The following is a 20492-nucleotide window of genomic DNA, read 5'->3' on the forward strand; positions in this document are numbered from 1 at the left end:
CTTATATAATTAAATATCATGAAAGCATGAAAGCAAGTTTTTGAAGGGTTGTGACAAGAAAGTTTTCCAAAAAAACTATTGCGAGAATAACAATAATAGGAGCAAGATCTAACCCACCCATATTTGGAATTCTTGAACGAATGGGATATAGAACAGGCTCGGTTATGTTGTGAATAAACCTGACTATGGGATTATAGGGATCGGGGTTTACCCATGATAAAATAGCGCGTACAATTATTACCCACATATAGAGCCTTAATACATATCCGATTACCACAGCAGAAGCAGCAAGAAAATTTCCAAGAATGAACATCAATGACCTCATAATAAAATGATATTAAGATGACTTTGAAATGTTAAATAACATATGATACTTGTATTTCTATCTTTTTGAATTTGAAAAAATTAAGTTTTTTCAAAGGTCTTGTATAATAACCGCCTGATAAGCAAAGACGGATTTTTTGCAAGTCATCTATTTTTTTGTTTTAACCATATGTTATTGACTGATTATTTACTTTTCACTAAGTAAGATCTTTTGATAACTAATTATATTTTCAAAGAATAGTCAAGAGATTTTGTTAAAAATCATTGACATATGCAATTTTTGCAAATATTTATTCAACAGAACAATTATATTTTTTTCAATGAAGGATTGGGAGGTTACATGGCTAAGCTTAACAGGAAAGCTGGTTTTATCGGAGCCGGAAATATGGCTGAAGCTTTTATAGGAGCTATAACTAAGTCTGGAATTATCGCTGCTTCAAAGGTTGTTGCAAGCGATGTAAACGAGGAAAGACTGGATTCACTGAAAAAGAACTATGGCATTTCAGTTACAAATGATAATTTTAAGGTATTTTCAATGAGTGATATAGTAATACTTGCTGTAAAACCCCAGCAGGTACCCGCTGTATTAACCCAGATTGTAAATCGGGAAGATTATAGCTTACAGGGCAGGAAACTTATTATTTCTATAGCCGCCGGGATCACTTTGGAAAAACTCGAAAGCATATTGTATACTCCTTTAAACAAAGAAAACATCATAAATCTTCCGATCATAAGAGTTATGCCAAATACTCCAGCACTGGTTTTAGCCGGTATGTCCGGAATGGTTCCAAACAGATATGCCAATCCGGATGACATCAATATTGTAAGAACAATTCTTGAAGCAATGGGAAAAGTAATTGAATTTAAAGAGGATGCTCTTGATGCTGTCACTGCTCTATCCGGTTCCGGTCCGGCTTATGTTTTTTATCTTGTTGAATCGATGATTCAGGGAGGCATAAACTTAGGTCTTGATCCTTATGATGCTACAATACTTACCATTACAACTTTAAAAGGGTCTGTGGCTCTTTTGGAGGAAATGGATGAATCTCCGGAATTGTTGCGAAAACGCGTAACTTCTCCGGGAGGTACCACGGAAGAGGCATTTAAGATACTGGAAAAAAAGAAGGTAAAAGAAATAATAACGGAAGCCATAGCCGCTGCAGCAAGAAGATCCGCTGAACTCAGCCGCTGAGAGTAAATTAATTTTGTTATGTGTGTTATTATCCGAAGGCGGAAACGTTTTAGGCGGCAAATGATCCAAAGCCTGCACAATGATGCTTAAAGCATAGATTTTAATTCTCTTATTATCCGACATAATTACACAAAATATTTCTTGACACAAAAATTCATAGCTGTTAATAACGGAAGAAAATCGGGGAGCGAAATATACTGTAATTATGAAGATATTATCCGTTAACAACCTTATTCGCAATGTAGCTGTACTACTAGTCCTAGTCGGGATAATTATTCCCCTCGGAGGAAATGGGTTGGTAATGGCTTAGCTTTTCACCACATAAAAAGAAAATACAAAAACCGTTATCAACCATAAAAAGCTGATAACGGTTTTTTTTTGGAGGGAATTAGCATGAAAAGTGATCTTGTAAAAAAAGGCATAGAAAGGGCACCTCACAGGAGCCTCTTTAAAGCAATGGGTTATACCGATATGGAAATTAACAGACCTCTTATCGGTATCGCCAATTCCGCAAACAGCATCATACCGGGCCATATTCATCTTGATAAGATTGTAGAAGCTGTAAAGGCTGGAGTTTATATGGGTGGGGGAACTCCTGTTGAATTTGGTGTAATCGGGGTTTGCGACGGCATTGCAATGAACCATGTGGGAATGAAATATTCCCTTGCAAGCAGAGAGCTTATAGCTGATTCTATCGAAGTTATGGCTACGGCGCATGCATTTGATGCCCTTGTGCTTGTGCCAAACTGTGATAAGATTATCCCCGGAATGCTGATGGCTGCTGCACGTCTTGATATTCCTTCAATAGTGATAAGTGGGGGTCCGATGCTGGCCGGGCGGAATCCCAACGCCTCGGCTTCCGACAAGATTGATTTAATCAGCGTTTTTGAAGCCGTAGGAGCTGTGCTTTCCGGGAGAATGACTGAGGAGGAGCTTGGCTTGATTGAAGATGCAGCTTGTCCTACATGCGGGTCATGTGCCGGAATGTTTACTGCAAATTCCATGAACTGTTTAACGGAAGCAATCGGGCTGGGTTTGCCGGGTAATGGTACTATTCCTGCCGTAATGTCGGCCAGAATAAGGTTGGCAAAAGAGGCCGGTGTGCAAATTATGAGACTTCTGGAAAAAAATATTACACCAAGACAGATATTAACCGAAAAAGCTTTCAGAAATGCTCTTGCCGTTGATATGGCTCTTGGCTGTTCAACCAATACCGTTTTACATCTTGCGGCACTTGCAAATGAAGCAAGTTTTAATTTTGATCTTAGTATGATAAATGAGGTAAGTAAGAATGTAGCTCACCTTTGTTCATTAAGTCCGGGCGGTAAACATCATATCGAAGATCTTGACAGGGCAGGTGGTATACAGGCCGTGTTAAAAGAGCTTTACGGAGCAAACCTTATTAGCGGCGATTGTATAACCGTTTCCGGAAAAAGTGTTAAGGAAAATATAGAAAATGCTAAAATAACTGACAACAGTGTTATTCGACCAATCGGGGAGCCATACCACAAAGTAGGTGGCCTTGCGGTGCTTTACGGAAATATTGCTCCTGACGGCTGTGTTGTCAAGCAATCCGCCGTGCTTGATGAAATGCTGAAACATGAAGGTCCGGCAAGAGTTTTTAATTCGGAAGAAGAAGCAACCGGCGCTATAATGTCCGGAAAAATACAAAAAGGGGATGTTATTGTTGTGCGTTATGAGGGGCCTATGGGAGGACCCGGCATGCGTGAAATGCTCACTCCTACCTCGGCTATAGCCGGAATGAAACTGGACGCCCATGTTGCGCTTTTGACGGACGGTCGTTTTTCAGGGGGAACAAGGGGCGCCGCAATCGGACATATTTCTCCGGAAGCCATGCAGGGAGGTCCTATAGCTATTGTTGAGAACAATGATATAATCGCTATCGATATTCCGGGCAAAACAATAACTCTTAAAGTTTCCGATGAAGAAATCAGAAAAAGATTATCCGCATGGTCAAAACCGGAGCCTAAGATTTCTCACGGCTATATGGCAAGATATTCAAAAATGGTGTCTTCTGCAAGTCAGGGAGCAGTTACGAAATAATATCACGACACGCTAAGAGGAACTATGAAAACAAATAAAGAAGATAAAATGCTGACCGGCGCTCAGATTCTTATGGAAATTTTAAAGAGTGAAGAAGTGGATACCATATTCGGGTATCCGGGGGGCGCTGTTATAGATATTTACGATGAGCTTGAAAGAACCGACATACGTCATATCCTTGTTCGTCACGAACAGGGAGCAGTACACGCTGCAGACGGATATTCGAGGGCAAGCGGCCGGGTTGGAGTATGTCTTGTAACCTCAGGCCCGGGTGCTACCAATACTGTAACCGGCATAGCTTCGGCATACATGGATTCCATACCTGTAGTGATACTTACCGGCCAGGTTCCGACTCGTCTTATCGGCAATGACGCTTTTCAGGAAGTTGATATAGTGGGTATCACAAGGTCATGTACCAAGCATAATTATCTTGTAACAAAAGTAGAAGATCTTGCAGAAGTTCTTAAAGAGGCTTTCTATCTGGCAAGATCGGGACGCCCGGGTCCGGTGCTTGTTGATCTGCCCAAAGATGTTATAAAATCAACCACAGCATTTAAATTGCCGGCAGAAGTAAATCTTAAATCATATAAACCGACTTATAACCCTAATTTATGGCAGCTTCAAAAAATTATAAGTCTGATCGGTGAAGCTGAAAGACCCGTTATTTTTGCAGGAGGCGGGGTGATTTTATCGAAAGGATCTAATGAACTGACTGAGTTTGCAAGAAAAGCGGTTATTCCGGTTACCACATCATTGATGGGACTCGGCTCTTTTCCGGCATCAGATCCGCTCTGGCTTGGAATGATAGGCATGCATGGAACTTACAGGGCTAATATGTCGGTTGGAGATTGTGATCTTCTTATTGCGATAGGAGTCCGTTTTGACGACCGTGTTACAGGTAAAACCGATTCATTTGCCAAAAATGCAAAAATTATACACATAGATATAGATCCTACTTCCATAAGAAAAAATATTCCGGTATCGGTTCCTGTTGTCGGGGATTGCCGTATTTCCCTAGAGCATCTTAACCGGATGTTTGATGAAGCAAATCTGGGCGATCTTTTTCAAAAAAGAGAAAGCTGGCTAAACAGGATAAAAATATGGAAGGAAAAAAGTCCTCTTTGCTACGAGCAGAAAGATATAATAAAACCGCAATATGTTATAGACACTCTTTTTAAACTTACGAAAGGAGATGCGATAATAACAACTGAAGTGGGCCAGAATCAGATGTGGACTGCTCAGTATTATCATTTTGACAAGCCGGGACATTTTATTACATCAGGAGGTCTTGGTTGTATGGGATTCGGCCTTCCGGCAGCTATAGGCGCTCAGGTTGCCTGTCCTGATCAATTGGTTGTGGATATTGCCGGAGACGGAAGTATCCAGATGAATATACAGGAAATGGCAACCGCTGTTCAGTATCGCCTTCCTGTAAAAATTGTCATTCTGAATAACGGGTATCTTGGAATGGTAAGGCAATGGCAGGAACTTTTTTACTGTAAACGTTACTCCTGTACTACAATGGAATGCTCTCCCGATTTTGTAAAGCTGGCAGAAGCCTATGGCGCACTCGGTTTAAGAGCAACAAAGCCTGAAGAAGTAATACCTGTTCTTACCGAAGGCCTTAATTCGGATAAAACGGTTATAATGGAATTTCTGGTTGAAAAAGAAGAAAACGTATATCCCATGGTTCCTGCTGAAGCACCTATCACTGAAATGCTTTTAGTTTGATTTTTGCAAACTATAAATTTTAGATCAGGAACCGAAAAGGAAAATAAAATTATGACAGAAGAAAAACATGTACTGACAATGCTTGTGGATAATAAGCCGGGGGTTCTTTCCAGAGTGGTTGGTTTGTTCAGCGGAAGAGGATTTAACATTGACAGCTTATGCGTTGCAGAAACAATGGATCCTCTTATTTCCAGAATAACCATTGTTACAAAATCCTCTCTTGCGGAAATGGAACAAATCGAAAAACAGCTTAACAAACTAATTAACGTGATAAAGCTTCGCACAGTTTCTGGACCCAGATCGGTTCAGAGAGAAATGGCTCTTATATACGTTATGGCAAAAAACGGCCAGCGGTCTGAAGTTTTACGAATCGTTGATATATTCAGAGGAAAAGTAATAGATGTGGGTCCTGAACATTTTATTATAGAAGTTACCGGCAATGATGAAAAACTTAATGCTATAGTAAATCTTTTGAGACCAATGGGAATTAAAAAACTGGCAAAAACAGGGACATTAGCCCTGTTCAGATAAATTTGTGACTATAAATATATATATCTAACAAGGAGAAAATCATGGCAAAAATTGATTTTGGCGGAGTAGTGGAAGAAGTTATTACATCTGAAGAGTTTACTATTGATAAAGCAAGAGAAGTGCTCAAAGATGAAACCATAGCTATTCTTGGCTATGGCGTTCAGGGGCCTGCGCAGGCTCTTAATTTAAGAGACAACGGGTTTCCCACAATCATCGGTCAGATGGAAGGCGACGCCTATTGGGAAAAGGCAATTGCCGATGGCTTTGTTCCGGGCAAGACGCTGTTTTCAATTGAAGAAGCAGCAACAAGAGGAACAATTATAAAAGAACTTCTTTCCGATGCCGGTCAGGTTGCTACATGGCCTATAGTAAAAAAATGCCTTTCAGAAGGTAACGCCCTTTATTTTTCACATGGGTTCTCCATTGTATATAAAGAGCAGACAGGTATTATTCCTCCGGAAAATATTGATGTTATACTTGTTGCTCCAAAGGGATCGGGAACAAATGTAAGAAGAAACTTTTTGGATGGCAGCGGAATCAATTCCAGCTATGCTGTTTTTCAGGATTATACCGGCCGGGCGACTGAAAGAACTCTTGCTCTTGGAATCGCCATAGGATCAGGCTATCTGTTTCCAACAACATTCGAAAAAGAAGTATTCAGCGACTTAACAGGTGAAAGAGGTGTTCTTATGGGTTGTCTCGCAGGTGTTATGGAAGCCCAGTATAACCTGCTAAGAAAACACGGTCATTCCCCCAGCGAAGCATTTAACGAAACGGTTGAAGAACTGACACAAAGCCTTATCCGGCTTGTAGCTGAAAACGGTATGGACTGGATGTTCGCAAATTGTAGTACTACCGCACAAAGAGGCGCTCTGGACTGGTCTCCGAAATTTCGCGATGCAGTTGCGCCGGTTTTTGATGATCTGTACGATAGAGTTAAAACAGGCAAAGAAACAAAAAGAGTTCTTGAGGTAAACAGCGCTCCTGATTACCTTGTAAAATTAAGAAAAGAGCTTGATGTAATAAAAAATTCCGAAATGTGGAAAGCAGGAGCAGCCGTCCGTTCGCTTCGGCCTGAAAACAGAAAATAAGTATTTTAGGCGGACTTGTAATATAATTTCGAATAGCGAATATCGAACAGCGAATATTGATTTTCGCTGTTCGTTTTTACGGCGAAAAATATTGTTTTACAAGTTCAACTATTCCGGGAGAATATTATGGAACCGATCCTATTATATGACACTACCTTAAGGGATGGAACCCAGGGAGAAAATGTCAGTTTTACAGCCGATGAAAAACTTGATATCGCAAAAAGGTTAGATGACATAGGGATACACTATATAGAAGGCGGATGGCCAGGTTCCAACCCAAGAGACAAGCAATTTTTCGATTTAGCAAAACGAACCAAATTTAAAAACAGTCGTCTTTCAGCATTTGGCGCTACACGAAGATCCGGTATTTCTCCTGATGATGATCCCAGTATAAAGGCCCTGATTGAAAGCGACACCCCGGTTATTACTGTGTTTGGTAAAAGTTGGGAGCTTCATATCGTTCAGATTATGAAAAATACTTTAGAAGAAAATCTTGAAATGATAAAAGATACTATAGAGTATTTGAAACATAATAACCGTGAGGCGATTTATGATGCCGAACATTTTTTTGACGGATATAAGGATAACAGCGAATATGCGCTCAAAACACTTGTAACTGCTGCAAAAAGCGGTGCCGATATTATTGTGCTTTGCGATACAAACGGTGGTTCGCTTCCTTTTGAGATTGAAACAATCACAAAGGATGCCCAAAGAGTACTTGAAAAATATTATGGTGAAAAAGAGGCGGTCAGAATAGGGATTCATGCGCATAATGATTGCGGCCTTGCAGTAGCAAATTCAATAACAGCTGTTAAAGCCGGCGCGATAATGATCCAGGGAACTGTAAACGGGTACGGTGAAAGATGCGGAAATACCGATATGACTTCGGTTATTCCCATACTTTGCCATAAAATGAACCGGCAGTGTTTTCCCTATGAGAATCTTTCCAAATTGACGAAATTGTCCCGTTTCGTATGTGAAACCGCAAATATGATTCCGTTAAAAAGCAGGCCTTTTGTAGGAAAAAGCGCTTTTGCCCATAAAGGCGGCGTGCATGTCAGCGCCATTATGAAAGAGCCCAGAGCATATGAACATATGAATCCTGAGCTTGTGGGAAATACCCGCCGCGTACTTATCTCGGATCTGTCCGGCAAAAGTAATGTGGAGTATAAAGCAAAAGAGCTTGATATCGAACTTGGAAATAAAGGGTTTGACAGCCGCAAAATAGTATCCGAGATAAAGCGTCTTGAACAGGAAGGGTACCAGTTTGATACAGCAGACGGATCTTTTCGGATATTGATAGAAAAATATACCGATCAGTTCAAGCCGCTTTTTGATCTGGAATCTTTCAGGGTAACGGTCGAAAAAGATAAAGACAGGCCGTGCACTGCTCATGCTACAATCAAAATATCAGTTAATGACAAAACCGAGATAACTGCCGCCGAAGGACACGGGCCGGTGAGCGCCCTTGATAATGCGTTGCGCAAAGCCCTTGCCAAATTTTATCCCGATCTTGATTCAATGCGGCTTGTTGATTTTAAGGTAAGAGTTATGGATGGCCGCGACGGTACTGCCGCAAAAGTCAGGGTTTTAATCGAATCGCGGGACAAAGATGATATCTGGAGTACCATAGGAGTTTCGGAAGACATTATAGAAGCAAGCTGGCATGCGCTTGCGGACAGCTTTCAGTATAAATTAACAAAACTTGTATAAAATATTTTATAGAATAAAGGAGAATTTGCTGCTATTTGCAAAGGAGAAGATATGAGTGAACGCATATATATTTTTGATACTACATTAAGAGACGGAGAACAATCACCCGGCGCCAGCATGAATACTGCTGAGAAATTAAGAGTTGCAACACAACTTGAAAAGCTTGGTGTAGATATACTCGAAGTCGGCTTTCCTGCAACCTCGGAAGGAGACTTTGAAGCGGTTTCGGCAATATCCGGAAAAATAAGAAATGCCCAGATTGCAGCTTTGGCCAGAGCCAACATACCGGATATCGACCGGGCATGGGAAGCAATAAAAGATGCTGCATATCCAAGAATCCATACTGTTATTGCCACTTCGGATCTGCATTTGAAATATAAGCTGAATATGACAAGAGAAGAAGTAATACAAAGATCGGTTGAAGCTGTAAAACATGCAAAAAAATTTACTGATAATATAGAATTTTCAGCAGAAGACGGATCACGAAGCGACCGCGATTATTTATGTAAAGTATTTGAAGCGGCGATAGAAGCAGGTGCCAGTACTATTAATCTGCCGGATACTGTAGGATATGCCGTTCCTGAGGAATTTGCCGAACTGATCAAATATGTCAGGGTCCATACTCCAAATATTCATAAGGCTATTTTTAGCGTCCATTGCCATAATGATCTGGGTCTTGCAACGGCAAACACACTTGCGGCAATTGTTGCAGGAGCAAGACAAGCTGAAGTTACAATAAACGGCATCGGAGAAAGAGCAGGAAATGCTTCGATGGAAGAAGTCGTCATGGCCATTAATACCAGGCCCAATTATTTCCCGATGACCACCGGTATAAAGACGGAATATTTTTATCCTACCAGCCGTCTGGTAAGTATGATTACAGGTATTCAGGTTCAACCCAACAAAGCTATTGTAGGAGCGAATGCATTTGCTCATGAGTCCGGTATTCATCAGGACGGGGTATTAAAAAACCCCATGACATATGAAATCATGAAACCGGAAACAATAGGATTAAATACCAATAAAATGGTTTTAGGCAAGCATTCGGGGCGCCATGCCCTTAGGGCTCACCTTAATGACATGGGTTATGTTCTTTCAGCAGAAGAACTGGATAAGTTGTTTATAAAATTTAAAGAGCTTGCCGACAGGAAAAAGCATGTGCTGGATGAAGATCTTGAGGTTTTAGTTGCTGAAGGTCTGTTGCAGACAAAAGATGTCTTCTCGCTTGAATATTTAAATGTTATAGCCGGAACTACTGTTTTGCCTATGGCCAGTGTGAAGCTTATTATTAACGAAAGGTCGGTTCAGGGAGCAGGCTATGGTAACGGGCCAATAGATGCCGCTTTCAATACTATTTCCCGCTTAACCGGCACTACTTCCGAATTGATGCGGTTTTCAGTAAGCTCACTTTCCGGCGGAACCGATTCTCAGGGCGAAGTTACAGTCAGGCTTAAAGAAAATGGGCTGGAAGCCATGGGCAGAGGAGCTGATCCCGATATCATTACTGCAAGCACCAAGGCCTATATAAATGGTTTAAACAGGCTTGAATATTTAAAAGCCCATCCGCTAAAGATTTCCGAATCAGCTATAGAAGAGTAATAAGAAATCATTTTCTGATGAAATGATGAAATTGAAAAGATTTCAAGGATCAAGATTTAAAGGTCTTATTGTGGGCACCCCGATAAATAGCTGCTTGCCCACAGTAGACCGTTTCCCGCCGAACAGTTCAGCCTCTGCCCACTCCTGAGCTTGCTTCTGTCACAATAGCAATTTTTCCTTCAAGAATACCCATCTGAATCCTCCAAGTAGTCAAATATTAAAAACTGGATAAATGAATTTGGCTTAGTGTTAATCGACTGCCATTAATCTACCGTATAAACGAAAAATATCAATTCATTATAATAATAATAAAAAATTCACAACAGGACCCGTACTCCAAGATCAAAGTAACTCCTTCATACATTCTTCTTATCAAAGGTTTGGGTGAAACTGTGATAAACAAAAAATATCACAAAAAGAGAAACGGCTGGAACCCGGAGATGTGGCAGTTATGCCACAAGCTATTAATTTGCAGAATTTTTAGTGTTGCAGGAAATTATTTACCTTGCATAATTTCTTCCGCAATCATTTCAGCCTGCTTTAAAACCGTTTCGGTTGCCAGTTTCTGCATGTCCGGCGGATAGCCATACTGTCGTAAGGTTCTCTTTACTATGACCTTCAGTTTTGCCTTTACGCTTTCCTTGATAGTCCAGTCAATCGAAGTATTTTGCCTCACTCTTTCAAAAAGCACTACGGCAAGTTCCCTTAATTTATCTTTTCCCATTACTTCGCGGGCGCTTTCGTTATTAGCTATGGCAGTATAGAAAGCATATTCGAAATCAGAAAGCCCCATCTCCTGAGGTTCTTTATCTTTCTGCCGGATGTCTTTGCCTAAGGCGATAAGTTCTTCAATGACTTCTGCGGCGGTGATAATCTTGTTGTAATACCTCTTGATGGAATCTTCCAGCATTTCCATTAAGGATTTACCCTGAATCAGGTTCTTTTTAATTCTTGCTTTTATCTCGTCATTAAGTAACTTCTTCAAAACTTCAAGGGCAATGTTCTTATGTTCCATGTTCTTGACTTCCAGAAGAAATTCTTCCGAAAGAATGGAAATATCCGGCTTTTTGATCCCGGCTGCATCAAAGACATCAATTACCCGCTCACTCACCAATGCTTTGTCAATAACCTGCCTTATTGCTGTCTCAATATCCTCATCCGTCCTGCCTGTACCGGTAATATCGAATTTGGCCAGGCGCGCTTTGACTGCCTGAAAAAATGCAACCTCTTCTTTTACATCCATTGCCTGTTCATGCGGAATAGCTATGGCAAATGCCTGCGATAAGGAAGTTACTTCATTGATATATCTTTTCTTCCCGTTTTCCAGGCCAAGTATGTGTTCTTCCGCCGACAGAATCAACGAAAGCTTTGTCCTCGTATCCGACTCGAAATAATTCTCATAAGCAAACCCATAAAACATCTGCGAAACGATCTCCAGTTTCTCAAGCATCATCTGTACCGCTTTTTCCTGAGTGATCGCCGGGTCGCCCTTGCCGCCGCTGTCCGAATAAAACGACAACGCTTTTTTCAGGTCCGAAGCAATCCCAAGATAATCCACCACCAACCCGCCGGGTTTGTCCTTATAGACACGGTTTACCCTGGCGATGGCCTGCATCAGGTTATGGCCTTTCATGGGTTTGTCTATGTAAAGTGTATGCATGGAAGGTACATCAAAGCCGGTAAGCCACATATCACGCACAATAACCAGCCTGAGGTTATCTTCAGGGTCTTTCATCCGGTCTGCCAACACTCTGCGCTGTTCTTTTGTCATATGATGTTTGGCTATTTCGGGGCCGTCGGAGGATGCTGATGTCATGACAACTTTTATAGCGCCTTTTTTCAGATCTTCACTATGCCACCTTGGTCTAATGCCGATTATTTGCTTATATAAATCGGCTGCAATACGGCGGGACATGGCAACGACCATTGCTTTTCCTTCAGGAAATATTTCCTGCCGCTGCTCAAAATGATCGATAATATCCTGTGCAATCTGTTTTATCCGGTTTTCACTTCCTACAAGCGCTTCCAGTTGCGTCCATTTTGCCTTCGCCTTTTGCGTTTCGGTAACTTCGCCCTGATCAAGCTCGTCATCCATTTCAGCAACAAGCTTTTTGCCTTCCTCACTCAGGTTTATTTTAGCCAGTCTGCTTTCATAATATATTTTAACCGTTGCACCGTCTTCTACTGCCTGGACAATATCATAAATATCAACATAATTTCCAAAGACTGCCGGGGTGTTCACATCATCGCTTTCAATAGGCGTTCCGGTAAAACCAAGATAGGTTGCTTTGGGCAAGGCATCCCTCAAATACTTGGCAAACCCGTACACAACCTTTTTACCGATCACATTTCCGTTCTTGTCCTTGTCATCTATCGTTTTGGCTTTAAAGCCGTACTGTGTCCTATGGGCTTCATCAGCAATGACAATGATATTTTCCCGCTCAGAAAGTGTTTCGTAAACATTGCCTTCCTCAGGCTGAAATTTTTGAATAGTAGTAAAAACTACTCCGCCCGATGCTACCTTGAGAAGCTCTTTCAAGTGCCCCCTGTTTTCCGCCTGCACAGGCTCCTGCCTTAAAAGTTGCTTTGATGCGGCAAAGGTATCAAACAGTTGGTTGTCCAGATCGTTTCTATCGGTAATAACCACGACTGTGGGATTATCCATGACAAGAACAATTTTACCGGTATAAAATACCATAGACAGTGATTTGCCGCTTCCCTGTGTGTGCCAGACCACCCCGCCCTTTCTGTCTTTCATAGGTTGAGAGTCTACACCCGCAAGTCCATAGCTTGCAGGCGATTCCTTTATCTCAAACCTGTCCGATCTCTCTTTTTCGGTTCTGCGGTAACCGGATGCCCGAAGTGTTGATTCCACAGCCCTGTTTACGGCATAGTATTGGTGATAGGATGCAAGTTTTTTCACAGTTTGAATAGTGATAATCCCGGTTTCTTTATCTTCTTTTTTGATTTTTTCAAAAACAATAAAATGGCGGATAAGATCAAGCAAAGTTTTCTTATCAAGCATTCCTTTGATGAGAGTTTCCAACTGGCCTATTAAAGGTGAGGCTTCAACCTTGCCGTCTGCTGTTTTCCAGGACATAAAGCGGGTGAACCCCGCGGAAACACAACCTGCTTTAGCTTCCAGCCCATCGGAAATAACCATAATGCCGTTATACGTAAACAGGCTGGGGATTGCCTGCTTATAAGTCTGGAACTGCCTGAAGGCCGATTTGACCGTTGCGTTTTCATCAGCCGGGTTTTTCAGTTCGATGACTACCAGAGGCAAACCGTTTACAAAAAGAATTATATCCGGACGTTTGTTTGTTGGGGCGTATTGCAATACGCCCTTACGCTCAATTACAGTGAACTGGTTTGCAACCAGGAAATCGTTGTTATCCGGATTCTTGAAATCAATAAGCCAGACCAGATCACCCCGGCTGTGGCCTCCCTTGTGAATATTTACCTTGATGCCTTCTGTGAGCAGGCGATGGAAAGCTTCATTATTTGCAATAAGATCGATAGAATGAATCCGTTGTATCTGCTTTATAGCATCTTCTCTGATATCCGCTGGTACTGATGGGTTGATTCTGCCGACTGCTGCCCGAAGCCGATCCAATAGTAGTACTTCCTCAAAGGATTCACGTTCCGGGGTTTCGCTGTCAGGAGCAATGGACGGAGCGTAGATATATTGGTAACCGGATTTTTCCAGCATTTCGATGGTAAATTTTTCGATTTCCGATTCGGTGATTTTATTCAAAGTTATAAATACCTCACCATGATCTAAACACGAACTCTTGTTTGAATATTTGTTCTTATTTCATTATAAAGTGCTATCTCCCTCTCGTGTTCAAATACTACAGAAATGCAGTAGTCCTGCATCCTGTTCTCATCAGTAATCCATTTATTAAAATTAAGCAGGACTAGTGAAATTGGAGTTGCAGGAATACTCTTGGGTTGCCGCTTGTATTCCTTCCACGCTTTTTGATGGCAACCGGCCTTTCTTGTGTTCCCACCAGGGAAGAAATCAATTTCAAATTTTGTTAATGCTTCCGGTACCCCAAGTTCCTCTGCTTGTTCAGTGAGTATGCCGTATTTTTCCATTAATATTTGAGGATTGATCGAATGGAAAAGGTGGAATTCCATTCGGTTCCCCAGATAGCTGTCTCCACGAGTAAGGCGGGTTTCAGGATTGAAGGTAAGGGCAACCATTATTTTCTTTTTTCCTTCTTCGGAAAAGAAGATATCGGGAAGCTGAAGGGAATAAACCTTCATCTGATTTAATCCGATTTGTCCTTCATCCCAGAGAACCACCCTGTTGCCAAATGAAAATATAGCTCTTTCAAAGCTACTCAAGCCATAACCGCAAATAGCCAGATGAGCTGCTTCAGCGGTTTTTTTATTAGCAGTTTGATAAAAGTTTTTACTTGGTCTGTAAGGATAATCCGCACCGATAAGTAGCATATTTTTAATGAAATTACCTGACCTTTGTGGAAAATTATTTATAATCTTCCCGGCAAGATGAGCCACTTTAGGAGCGGAAAAACTGGTACCGCAATCATATTGAATAATGTCTTCAGTTGTTCGATTATTTAATAGGGCAATTTTCCCCCCTCTATCCTCGGTGATCCTTTCATGGAAATCATACAAGATAAGATTGCCGCCATATTCGACAAGTTCAGGTTTTATCATGCCGTTAATGCCAAATCCAGTTCTTGTGAAAAAGGAATCAATAGCATTAAAAAAATCATATTTGCGTTCCTCCTCGCTGCCATATGTTGCAAGTTTGGACTTGAATTGGCTCAACGTATCGTCATCGCTAAAAACAACCCAATATCCCTTCCTGTTTTCAGCAACAGAAAGGACATGGATTCCCATGGATGAAAGTGTTTTCTCAAATGCATCTGGTGATACACTCTGATTTATTTCAATCTCATAAATTAAGGATGGATTGATTCTGCCAGAAAATTTATCCTTTAACACAGAAAATGATTGAACAATTGCTTCCGCTTTTTGTTTTGACTCTTGTGAAAAGGCTGCTTTATTTCTCCCATCGGGAATACTGTAAACACCGCCACCGCCCCTTTTCTGACGTTCTAAATTGCCACTATAAATTGGAAGTTTCAAATGGTCATATTTTTCCATTATACATCTCCCATTTGATTGTTTTTGACTTTTTCTCTGCGGATGAATTTATTGATTGCCTTTTCAATGTCATCTTGCCTAAGGCAACTCCTTGAATCAAGAATTGATAATTTCATAGCTTCTTCAGTTATCATCTTAATATCGGCAGGAGAGAGTCCATGTGTCATATTGACCGCTTTTGGCAAATTAATATCAGGGTCTTTTTTAATTGGTCTCAGATAGAGTTCAAACAATGCTTTCCTGATATTTTCATCGGGAAGTTCGTAGTAAATAATATCATCAAAACGCCGCCATATCGCCGGATCAAGCATGTACTGATGATTAGTCGCGGCCAGTATTATGCTGTCTCCCTTGATGTTATCGAGCATTTGAAGAAAGTTATTGACAACCCTCTTTATTTCTCCGTGTTCGTGATTATCATCTCTATTCTTACCAATAATATCAAACTCATCAAAAAGAGTTATCCACATTCCGCTTTCGACAAAATCGAAAACCTTCCTTAGATTTGAAGCCGTTTCGCCAAGATACGATGAAATAATGGAGTCAAATCTGACATACACCAGAGGAATTTGCAGGACGGAACTGATTATCCGCGCCGAAAATGTCTTTCCCGTACCGGGCTTGCCGCAAAGAAGGATTTTCCTTTTATTTATGAGATTATAGGTAGCGAAAACGTCCGCATCTTTAAATTCCCTGATAATTTGTTCCAACTGTTGTTTTGTCTCCGCCGAAATTAAAAGGCTGTCCAGGCTGATATCGAAGTTTTGTATTTCAAGTAACGGAAACCCCTTTTCCGTATCCCTTGGTATGGGTAGCGTGTTCTTAAACCGTTTCCCTCTTTCCGAAGAACCGTTTGCAGCGTAAAGAGCCTTTTCCAGCTCTTTCGCAACCATGGTGTGTTTTTTCCTTTTTTCGTGTTCGATATATTCCCGCGCCGCCTGAAAAAAAGCTTCATTATCCTTTTCATGAAAGGACAAAAACAATTGTTTTATTAAATCAGAGGTAGTCATCAGCATTCCCCCTTGAGAGCAAATCGTATTGCTCGATTACCTTTTTCAGCCGTTCCATTTCTACAGTACCTTATTTTGCTTCATATTTAACCTGCACTTCACCGCTCATCAACTTCGGCAGCAAGGTGTCACGGAGTTTTTCAAGGGTGTGGATTTGAATAATGTTTGTAATTACCTTATCATCAATCGGTTTAATCTCAGCTTGACACCTGTCAACCAGTTCGCTTGGAGGAATAATAATTTCAAATGCCTCGAAATCAGCTTTACTTATTGACCCAAAGACTGTTCCTGTATCATTGAATGACTGAATTTCTTTCATCAGAGATTTCATTTTGAAATAGGTGTATGTGTAATAGCCATTGTTTCGCTTGTATCGAAAAGCTGCGACCCCACGGCCAATACAACATTTTTCATTTGCCATATTTTGTGCGCCTACCGGTGCACGAACACTAACAAGCGTATCATATTTTTCAGCAAATTTTTTGGGATCCGTCGTAAATATCCTTCTTTTCGGAAATCGAAATTCAAAATCGGCATTGCCTTGAAACATCGGAATACCAACACCAGTTTCATTATAACTTTCACCCGGTGGTGAAGCCCCCATTACATAATCGAATTCATCTGGAAATTTCCCATCCTGCCAGTCCTCCTGCGCTTCTTCCACAAACCACTGCCTGAAAAGCGTTTGGGCCATGGCTTCCAGCGTTTTATTCTGGCGGTGGAGCAGGTCTATTTTGCCATCGAGACTGGAAAGGACGGAGGCGATGGCTTTTTGTTCGGGGAGAGGGGGAAGAAGAATATCTAAATTTTCAATATCGGATGGTTTTAATGATGGATACGCGGAGGTTGAGCCATCTGCTATAACATCCAGTACTTCTACAATTTCATTTGAAGTAAGAAAATTATAAATAAATAACGGCTCTGCCAATTCTCGGTTAGTTTTGATCACAGAAAATCCTGTTGAAACAACAAGGTTTGCTGGTGGGTTTACAATGAAGCCATAATGTCTTTGGATAGGTCTTACGGTAGAATAAATGATATCATGTTCTCTTACCAATCGTTTGGCTCTGCTTGGCGTATTTTCCAGCATAATCTCTTGGTAAGACTCGATTTTGCCACAAGTAATTGAACCTGTGTCCAAATATTGAATAGTCTTATGTGGATAATCTTTATTGATGCTTTGAACGTTAGAAGCTATAACATCCCTCAGCTTACATTTCCTCCATCCCACCATCATTCCGCCTCCAGCTTTTTAATCCCATCATCATCCGTCAATATTCGCATCTGCTGAATAGCGATTTTATTCAGTCGTTCAAGCCGCACATCCTGGGTAAGTCCATCATTGATAAAAAGAGCGTTCAGGTTTTCAAGATTCGACAGGCAGACCAACTGCGAGATATCGGCATAATCCCGGATGTTTCCTTTTTTATCGGGGTTTGCTTCCCGCCATTGTGCTGCGGTCATGCCGAAAAGGGCCATGTTCAGAATGTCCGCTTCTGTTGCGTAAATCTGGTTGATCTGGGTTTTGCTCAGTTCTGGGGGAATAAGATTTTCTTTAATGGCATCGGTATGAATCCGGTAATTGATTTTAGCCAAATTCCGGCGGATGTCCCAGCCAAGTTGTTTTCTTTCCTGGTCTTTAAGACGTTGGAATTCTTTAATCAAATATAGCTTGAATTCAACGGATATCCATGAGGCAAACTCGAATGCGATATCTTTATGAGCGTAAGTTCCTCCGTATCGTCCGGCTTTGGAAATAAGCCCGATTGCACCTGTTTTTTCGATCCATTGTTTTGGTGTAAGAGTAAAACTGTTAAGACCTGCCTGCTTTTTAAACCCGTCGAATTCGACGGGTTTAAAATCCGGATTATTGAGCTGTTCCCAAATACCGAGAAATTCGACAGTATTTCTATTTCTAATCCAATTTCGAATCAGGTCGTCAGTTCTTTCTGCATTCTTATGCCTGGCGATATCGGTTATACAAATATAGTCTTTCTCACTATATGAATATATGGTTATTTCAGTTCCCTGCACCTCAATTTTAGCCATTTACCACCTCGATTTTCCCAAGGTTTTTCTTTGCATCCTAAATTTAAAATCTTTAATGTCCATTTTAGACTCCAAGGTAAAATAAAACATTTTTTATTTTACCTTAGGCGCTTAAAGTAAAATAAGAGGAAATTTAACTTAACTTTTTTATACTTTGATTTCTATCTTTTTCAAATTGTCTTTAATTAAAGCATTCAATCTTTCTTCCTCTTTCAACTGCTCCTCGAACTCGGATTTCAACTTGCTAAATCTCTCATTAAAATCAAAATCATCCTCATCATCGGGCAAGCCGACATACCGGCCGGGTGTCAGCACATAATCCAGTTCCTTCACCCGTTCAATGGATGCTGAATTGCAGAAACCTTTCACATCCTCATAATTGCCGTCCGGATTTCGCCAGTTATGATATGTTCCCGAGATTGTGTTGATGTCCTCTGCCGAAAGTTCCCGTGTTCTGCGGTTGATAAGGTAACCCATATTCCGGGCATCGATAAAAAAGATTTCATTGGTGCGGTTGCGGAACTTGCCGTTTGCCCTGTTGCGGCTCAAAAACCATAAAGAGGCGGGAATCTGTGTATTCAGAAACAGCTTGGCCGGCAGGTTAACGATACAGTCCACCATTCTATCCTCAATCAGCGCCTTGCGGATATCTCCTTCACCGGAAGTTTTAGATGTCAAAGAACCCTTGGCTAAAACAAAACCGGCCTGGCCGCTTGGGCTTAGGTGGTATAGGAAGTGTTGTATCCATGCATAGTTGGCGTTACCAGATGGCGGTATCCCGTATTTCCATCTACCGTCTTTTTTAAGAATTTCACCGCTCCAGTCGCTGTCGTTAAAGGGCGGATTGGCAATCACATAGTCGGCTTTGAGGTCTTTATGGCTGTCATTCAAAAACGAGCCTTCATTATTCCATTTCACCTGGGAACTGTCGATGCCCCGGATCGCAAGGTTCATCCTGGCCAGCCGCCAGGTGGTGTGGTTGCTCTCCTGCCCGTAAATAGAGATATCGCTCACCTTGCCCTGATGATCGGCCACAAATTTTTCCGACTGCACAAACATGCCGCCGGAGCCGCAGCATGGATCAAAAACCCGGCCTTTGTATGGCTCCAGCATTTTCACTAGCAATTCAACAACACTTCGGGGGGTATAAAACTGGCCGCCCTTTTTGCCTTCAGCCAGTGCGAATTCGCCGAGAAAGTATTCAAAAACATGGCCTAATATATCGGCGCTGCGGGCTTTGGCAGCGCCCATGGCAATGTTGCCAACCAGGTCTATCAAACCGCCAAGATTGGTGGGATCAAGATTGCTTCTTGCAAATACCTTGGGTAAAACATCCTTAAGGGATGGGTTATCCTTTTCAATGGCATCCATAGCCTCGTCAACAACCTTGCCGATTTCCGGCAGTTTGGCTTTTGCCAGCAGATATGCCCAGCGTGCTTTTTCAGGCACAAAGAAGACATTTTCGGCCTTGTATTCGTCTTTATCCTCAGGATCCGCTCCTGCATATTCGCCATCACCATTTTTCAGTTTGTTGTACAAATCTTCAAAGGCATCGGAAATATATCTGAGAAACATCAACCCTAAAACAATGTGCTTATATTCGGCCGCATCGATGTTTTTTCTGAGCTTATCAGCAGCCTTCCAGAGTTGTTTTTCTATAGGTTCTTCTTTAATGTTGTTTTTATCGGCTTTGGCCATTGATTGCTCCGGTTCTTAATTTACACTTTATGGCTGTTAAGGAAGGCAAACGCTACCCTGTTTCCCGGCAATCTGTTTGTCTTGTAAGGTTAAGAAAAGTAATTATACATTCTAAATATCTCTGTATCCAGGAAGATATTCAGAAAGGATTATTAAATTATTTTGAAGATTTAATAGATATCGGGTTAAATTTCAACAAAAATTATTATCTAAAGTTTCACTGTTTTTGAAGCCGTTCAAACATGGTTTTAAAATTTTGCGATATTTTTTCACAAAACATAAAAAGATGGCATGTAAAATGCGTTGCAATTTATATACCAAGTATTTCAAGCACTTACGTCAACTTTT

At 41.2% G+C, this 20492-nt stretch carries 14 protein-coding genes; 7 read left to right on the plus strand and 7 right to left on the minus strand.

Features of this window, described 5'->3' with window-relative positions; genetic code table 11:
* Nucleotides 1-16: 16 nt before the first annotated feature.
* Nucleotides 17-313, minus strand: coding sequence for a YggT family protein (locus VXK47_RS03205; protein ID WP_435547329.1), 297 nt, complete (start codon nucleotides 311-313; stop codon nucleotides 17-19).
* A 351-nt stretch (nucleotides 314-664) separates the two neighbouring features.
* Between VXK47_RS03205 and proC the strand changes: the two genes are divergently transcribed.
* From proC to VXK47_RS03240, 7 genes are all read left to right on the plus strand, one after another.
* Complete coding sequence (proC, locus tag VXK47_RS03210) at nucleotides 665-1516, plus strand: pyrroline-5-carboxylate reductase (protein WP_435547330.1); 852 nt, start codon at nucleotides 665-667, stop codon at nucleotides 1514-1516.
* 393 nt (nucleotides 1517-1909) lie between these two features.
* On the plus strand, nucleotides 1910-3580 hold the full coding sequence (gene ilvD, locus VXK47_RS03215; protein WP_435547331.1) for a dihydroxy-acid dehydratase: 1671 nt from the start codon (nucleotides 1910-1912) through the stop codon (nucleotides 3578-3580).
* A 24-nt stretch (nucleotides 3581-3604) separates the two neighbouring features.
* Complete coding sequence (ilvB, locus tag VXK47_RS03220) at nucleotides 3605-5311, plus strand: biosynthetic-type acetolactate synthase large subunit (protein WP_435547332.1); 1707 nt, start codon at nucleotides 3605-3607, stop codon at nucleotides 5309-5311.
* A 51-nt stretch (nucleotides 5312-5362) separates the two neighbouring features.
* The gene (gene ilvN, locus VXK47_RS03225; RefSeq protein WP_435547333.1) at nucleotides 5363-5842 is read left to right on the plus strand and encodes an acetolactate synthase small subunit; all 480 of its coding nucleotides are present in this window, start codon (nucleotides 5363-5365) and stop codon (nucleotides 5840-5842) included.
* A 41-nt stretch (nucleotides 5843-5883) separates the two neighbouring features.
* Nucleotides 5884-6933 carry a ketol-acid reductoisomerase gene (gene ilvC, locus VXK47_RS03230; RefSeq protein WP_435547334.1) on the plus strand — a complete coding sequence of 350 codons (1050 nt, stop codon included), beginning with the start codon at nucleotides 5884-5886 and terminating at the stop codon, nucleotides 6931-6933.
* Between the two features lie 126 nt (nucleotides 6934-7059).
* Nucleotides 7060-8646, plus strand: a complete 1587-nt coding sequence (gene cimA / locus VXK47_RS03235; protein WP_435547335.1) for a citramalate synthase — start codon at nucleotides 7060-7062, stop codon at nucleotides 8644-8646.
* 51 nt (nucleotides 8647-8697) lie between these two features.
* Entirely contained in the window at nucleotides 8698-10245 is a 1548-nt protein-coding gene (locus VXK47_RS03240) for a 2-isopropylmalate synthase (protein WP_435547336.1), read from the plus strand.
* Nucleotides 10246-10741: 496 nt separating this feature from the next.
* Here VXK47_RS03240 and VXK47_RS03245 read toward each other — a convergent pair whose 3' ends face one another.
* The 6 genes from VXK47_RS03245 to VXK47_RS03270 all read right to left on the minus strand — a co-directional run bounded on the left by VXK47_RS03245 (nucleotide 10742) and on the right by VXK47_RS03270 (nucleotide 20144).
* A complete protein-coding gene (locus VXK47_RS03245; RefSeq protein ID WP_435547337.1) occupies nucleotides 10742-14002 on the minus strand; it encodes a type I restriction endonuclease subunit R in 3261 nt (1086 codons plus the stop codon).
* A gap of 23 nt (nucleotides 14003-14025) precedes the next feature.
* Nucleotides 14026-15387, minus strand: a complete 1362-nt coding sequence (locus VXK47_RS03250; protein ID WP_435547338.1) for a S8 family serine peptidase — start codon at nucleotides 15385-15387, stop codon at nucleotides 14026-14028.
* Nucleotides 15387-16397, minus strand: a complete 1011-nt coding sequence (locus tag VXK47_RS03255; RefSeq protein ID WP_435547339.1) for an AAA family ATPase — start codon at nucleotides 16395-16397, stop codon at nucleotides 15387-15389. The genes VXK47_RS03250 and VXK47_RS03255 overlap by 1 nt, the downstream gene beginning before the upstream one ends.
* A 70-nt stretch (nucleotides 16398-16467) precedes the next feature.
* Nucleotides 16468-17634, minus strand: coding sequence for a restriction endonuclease subunit S (locus VXK47_RS03260; protein WP_435547340.1), 1167 nt, complete (start codon nucleotides 17632-17634; stop codon nucleotides 16468-16470).
* On the minus strand, nucleotides 17631-18446 hold the full coding sequence (locus VXK47_RS03265; RefSeq protein WP_435547341.1) for a KilA-N domain-containing protein: 816 nt from the start codon (nucleotides 18444-18446) through the stop codon (nucleotides 17631-17633). The genes VXK47_RS03260 and VXK47_RS03265 overlap by 4 nt, the downstream gene beginning before the upstream one ends.
* Nucleotides 18447-18593: 147 nt before the next feature.
* On the minus strand, nucleotides 18594-20144 hold the full coding sequence (locus VXK47_RS03270; protein WP_435547342.1) for a type I restriction-modification system subunit M: 1551 nt from the start codon (nucleotides 20142-20144) through the stop codon (nucleotides 18594-18596).
* Between the last annotated feature and the right edge of the window lie 348 nt (nucleotides 20145-20492).

It is taken from the genome of Desulfobacterium sp. N47 (assembly GCF_051233685.1).
GTDB lineage: Bacteria > Desulfobacterota > Desulfobacteria > Desulfobacterales > RPRI01 > RPRI01.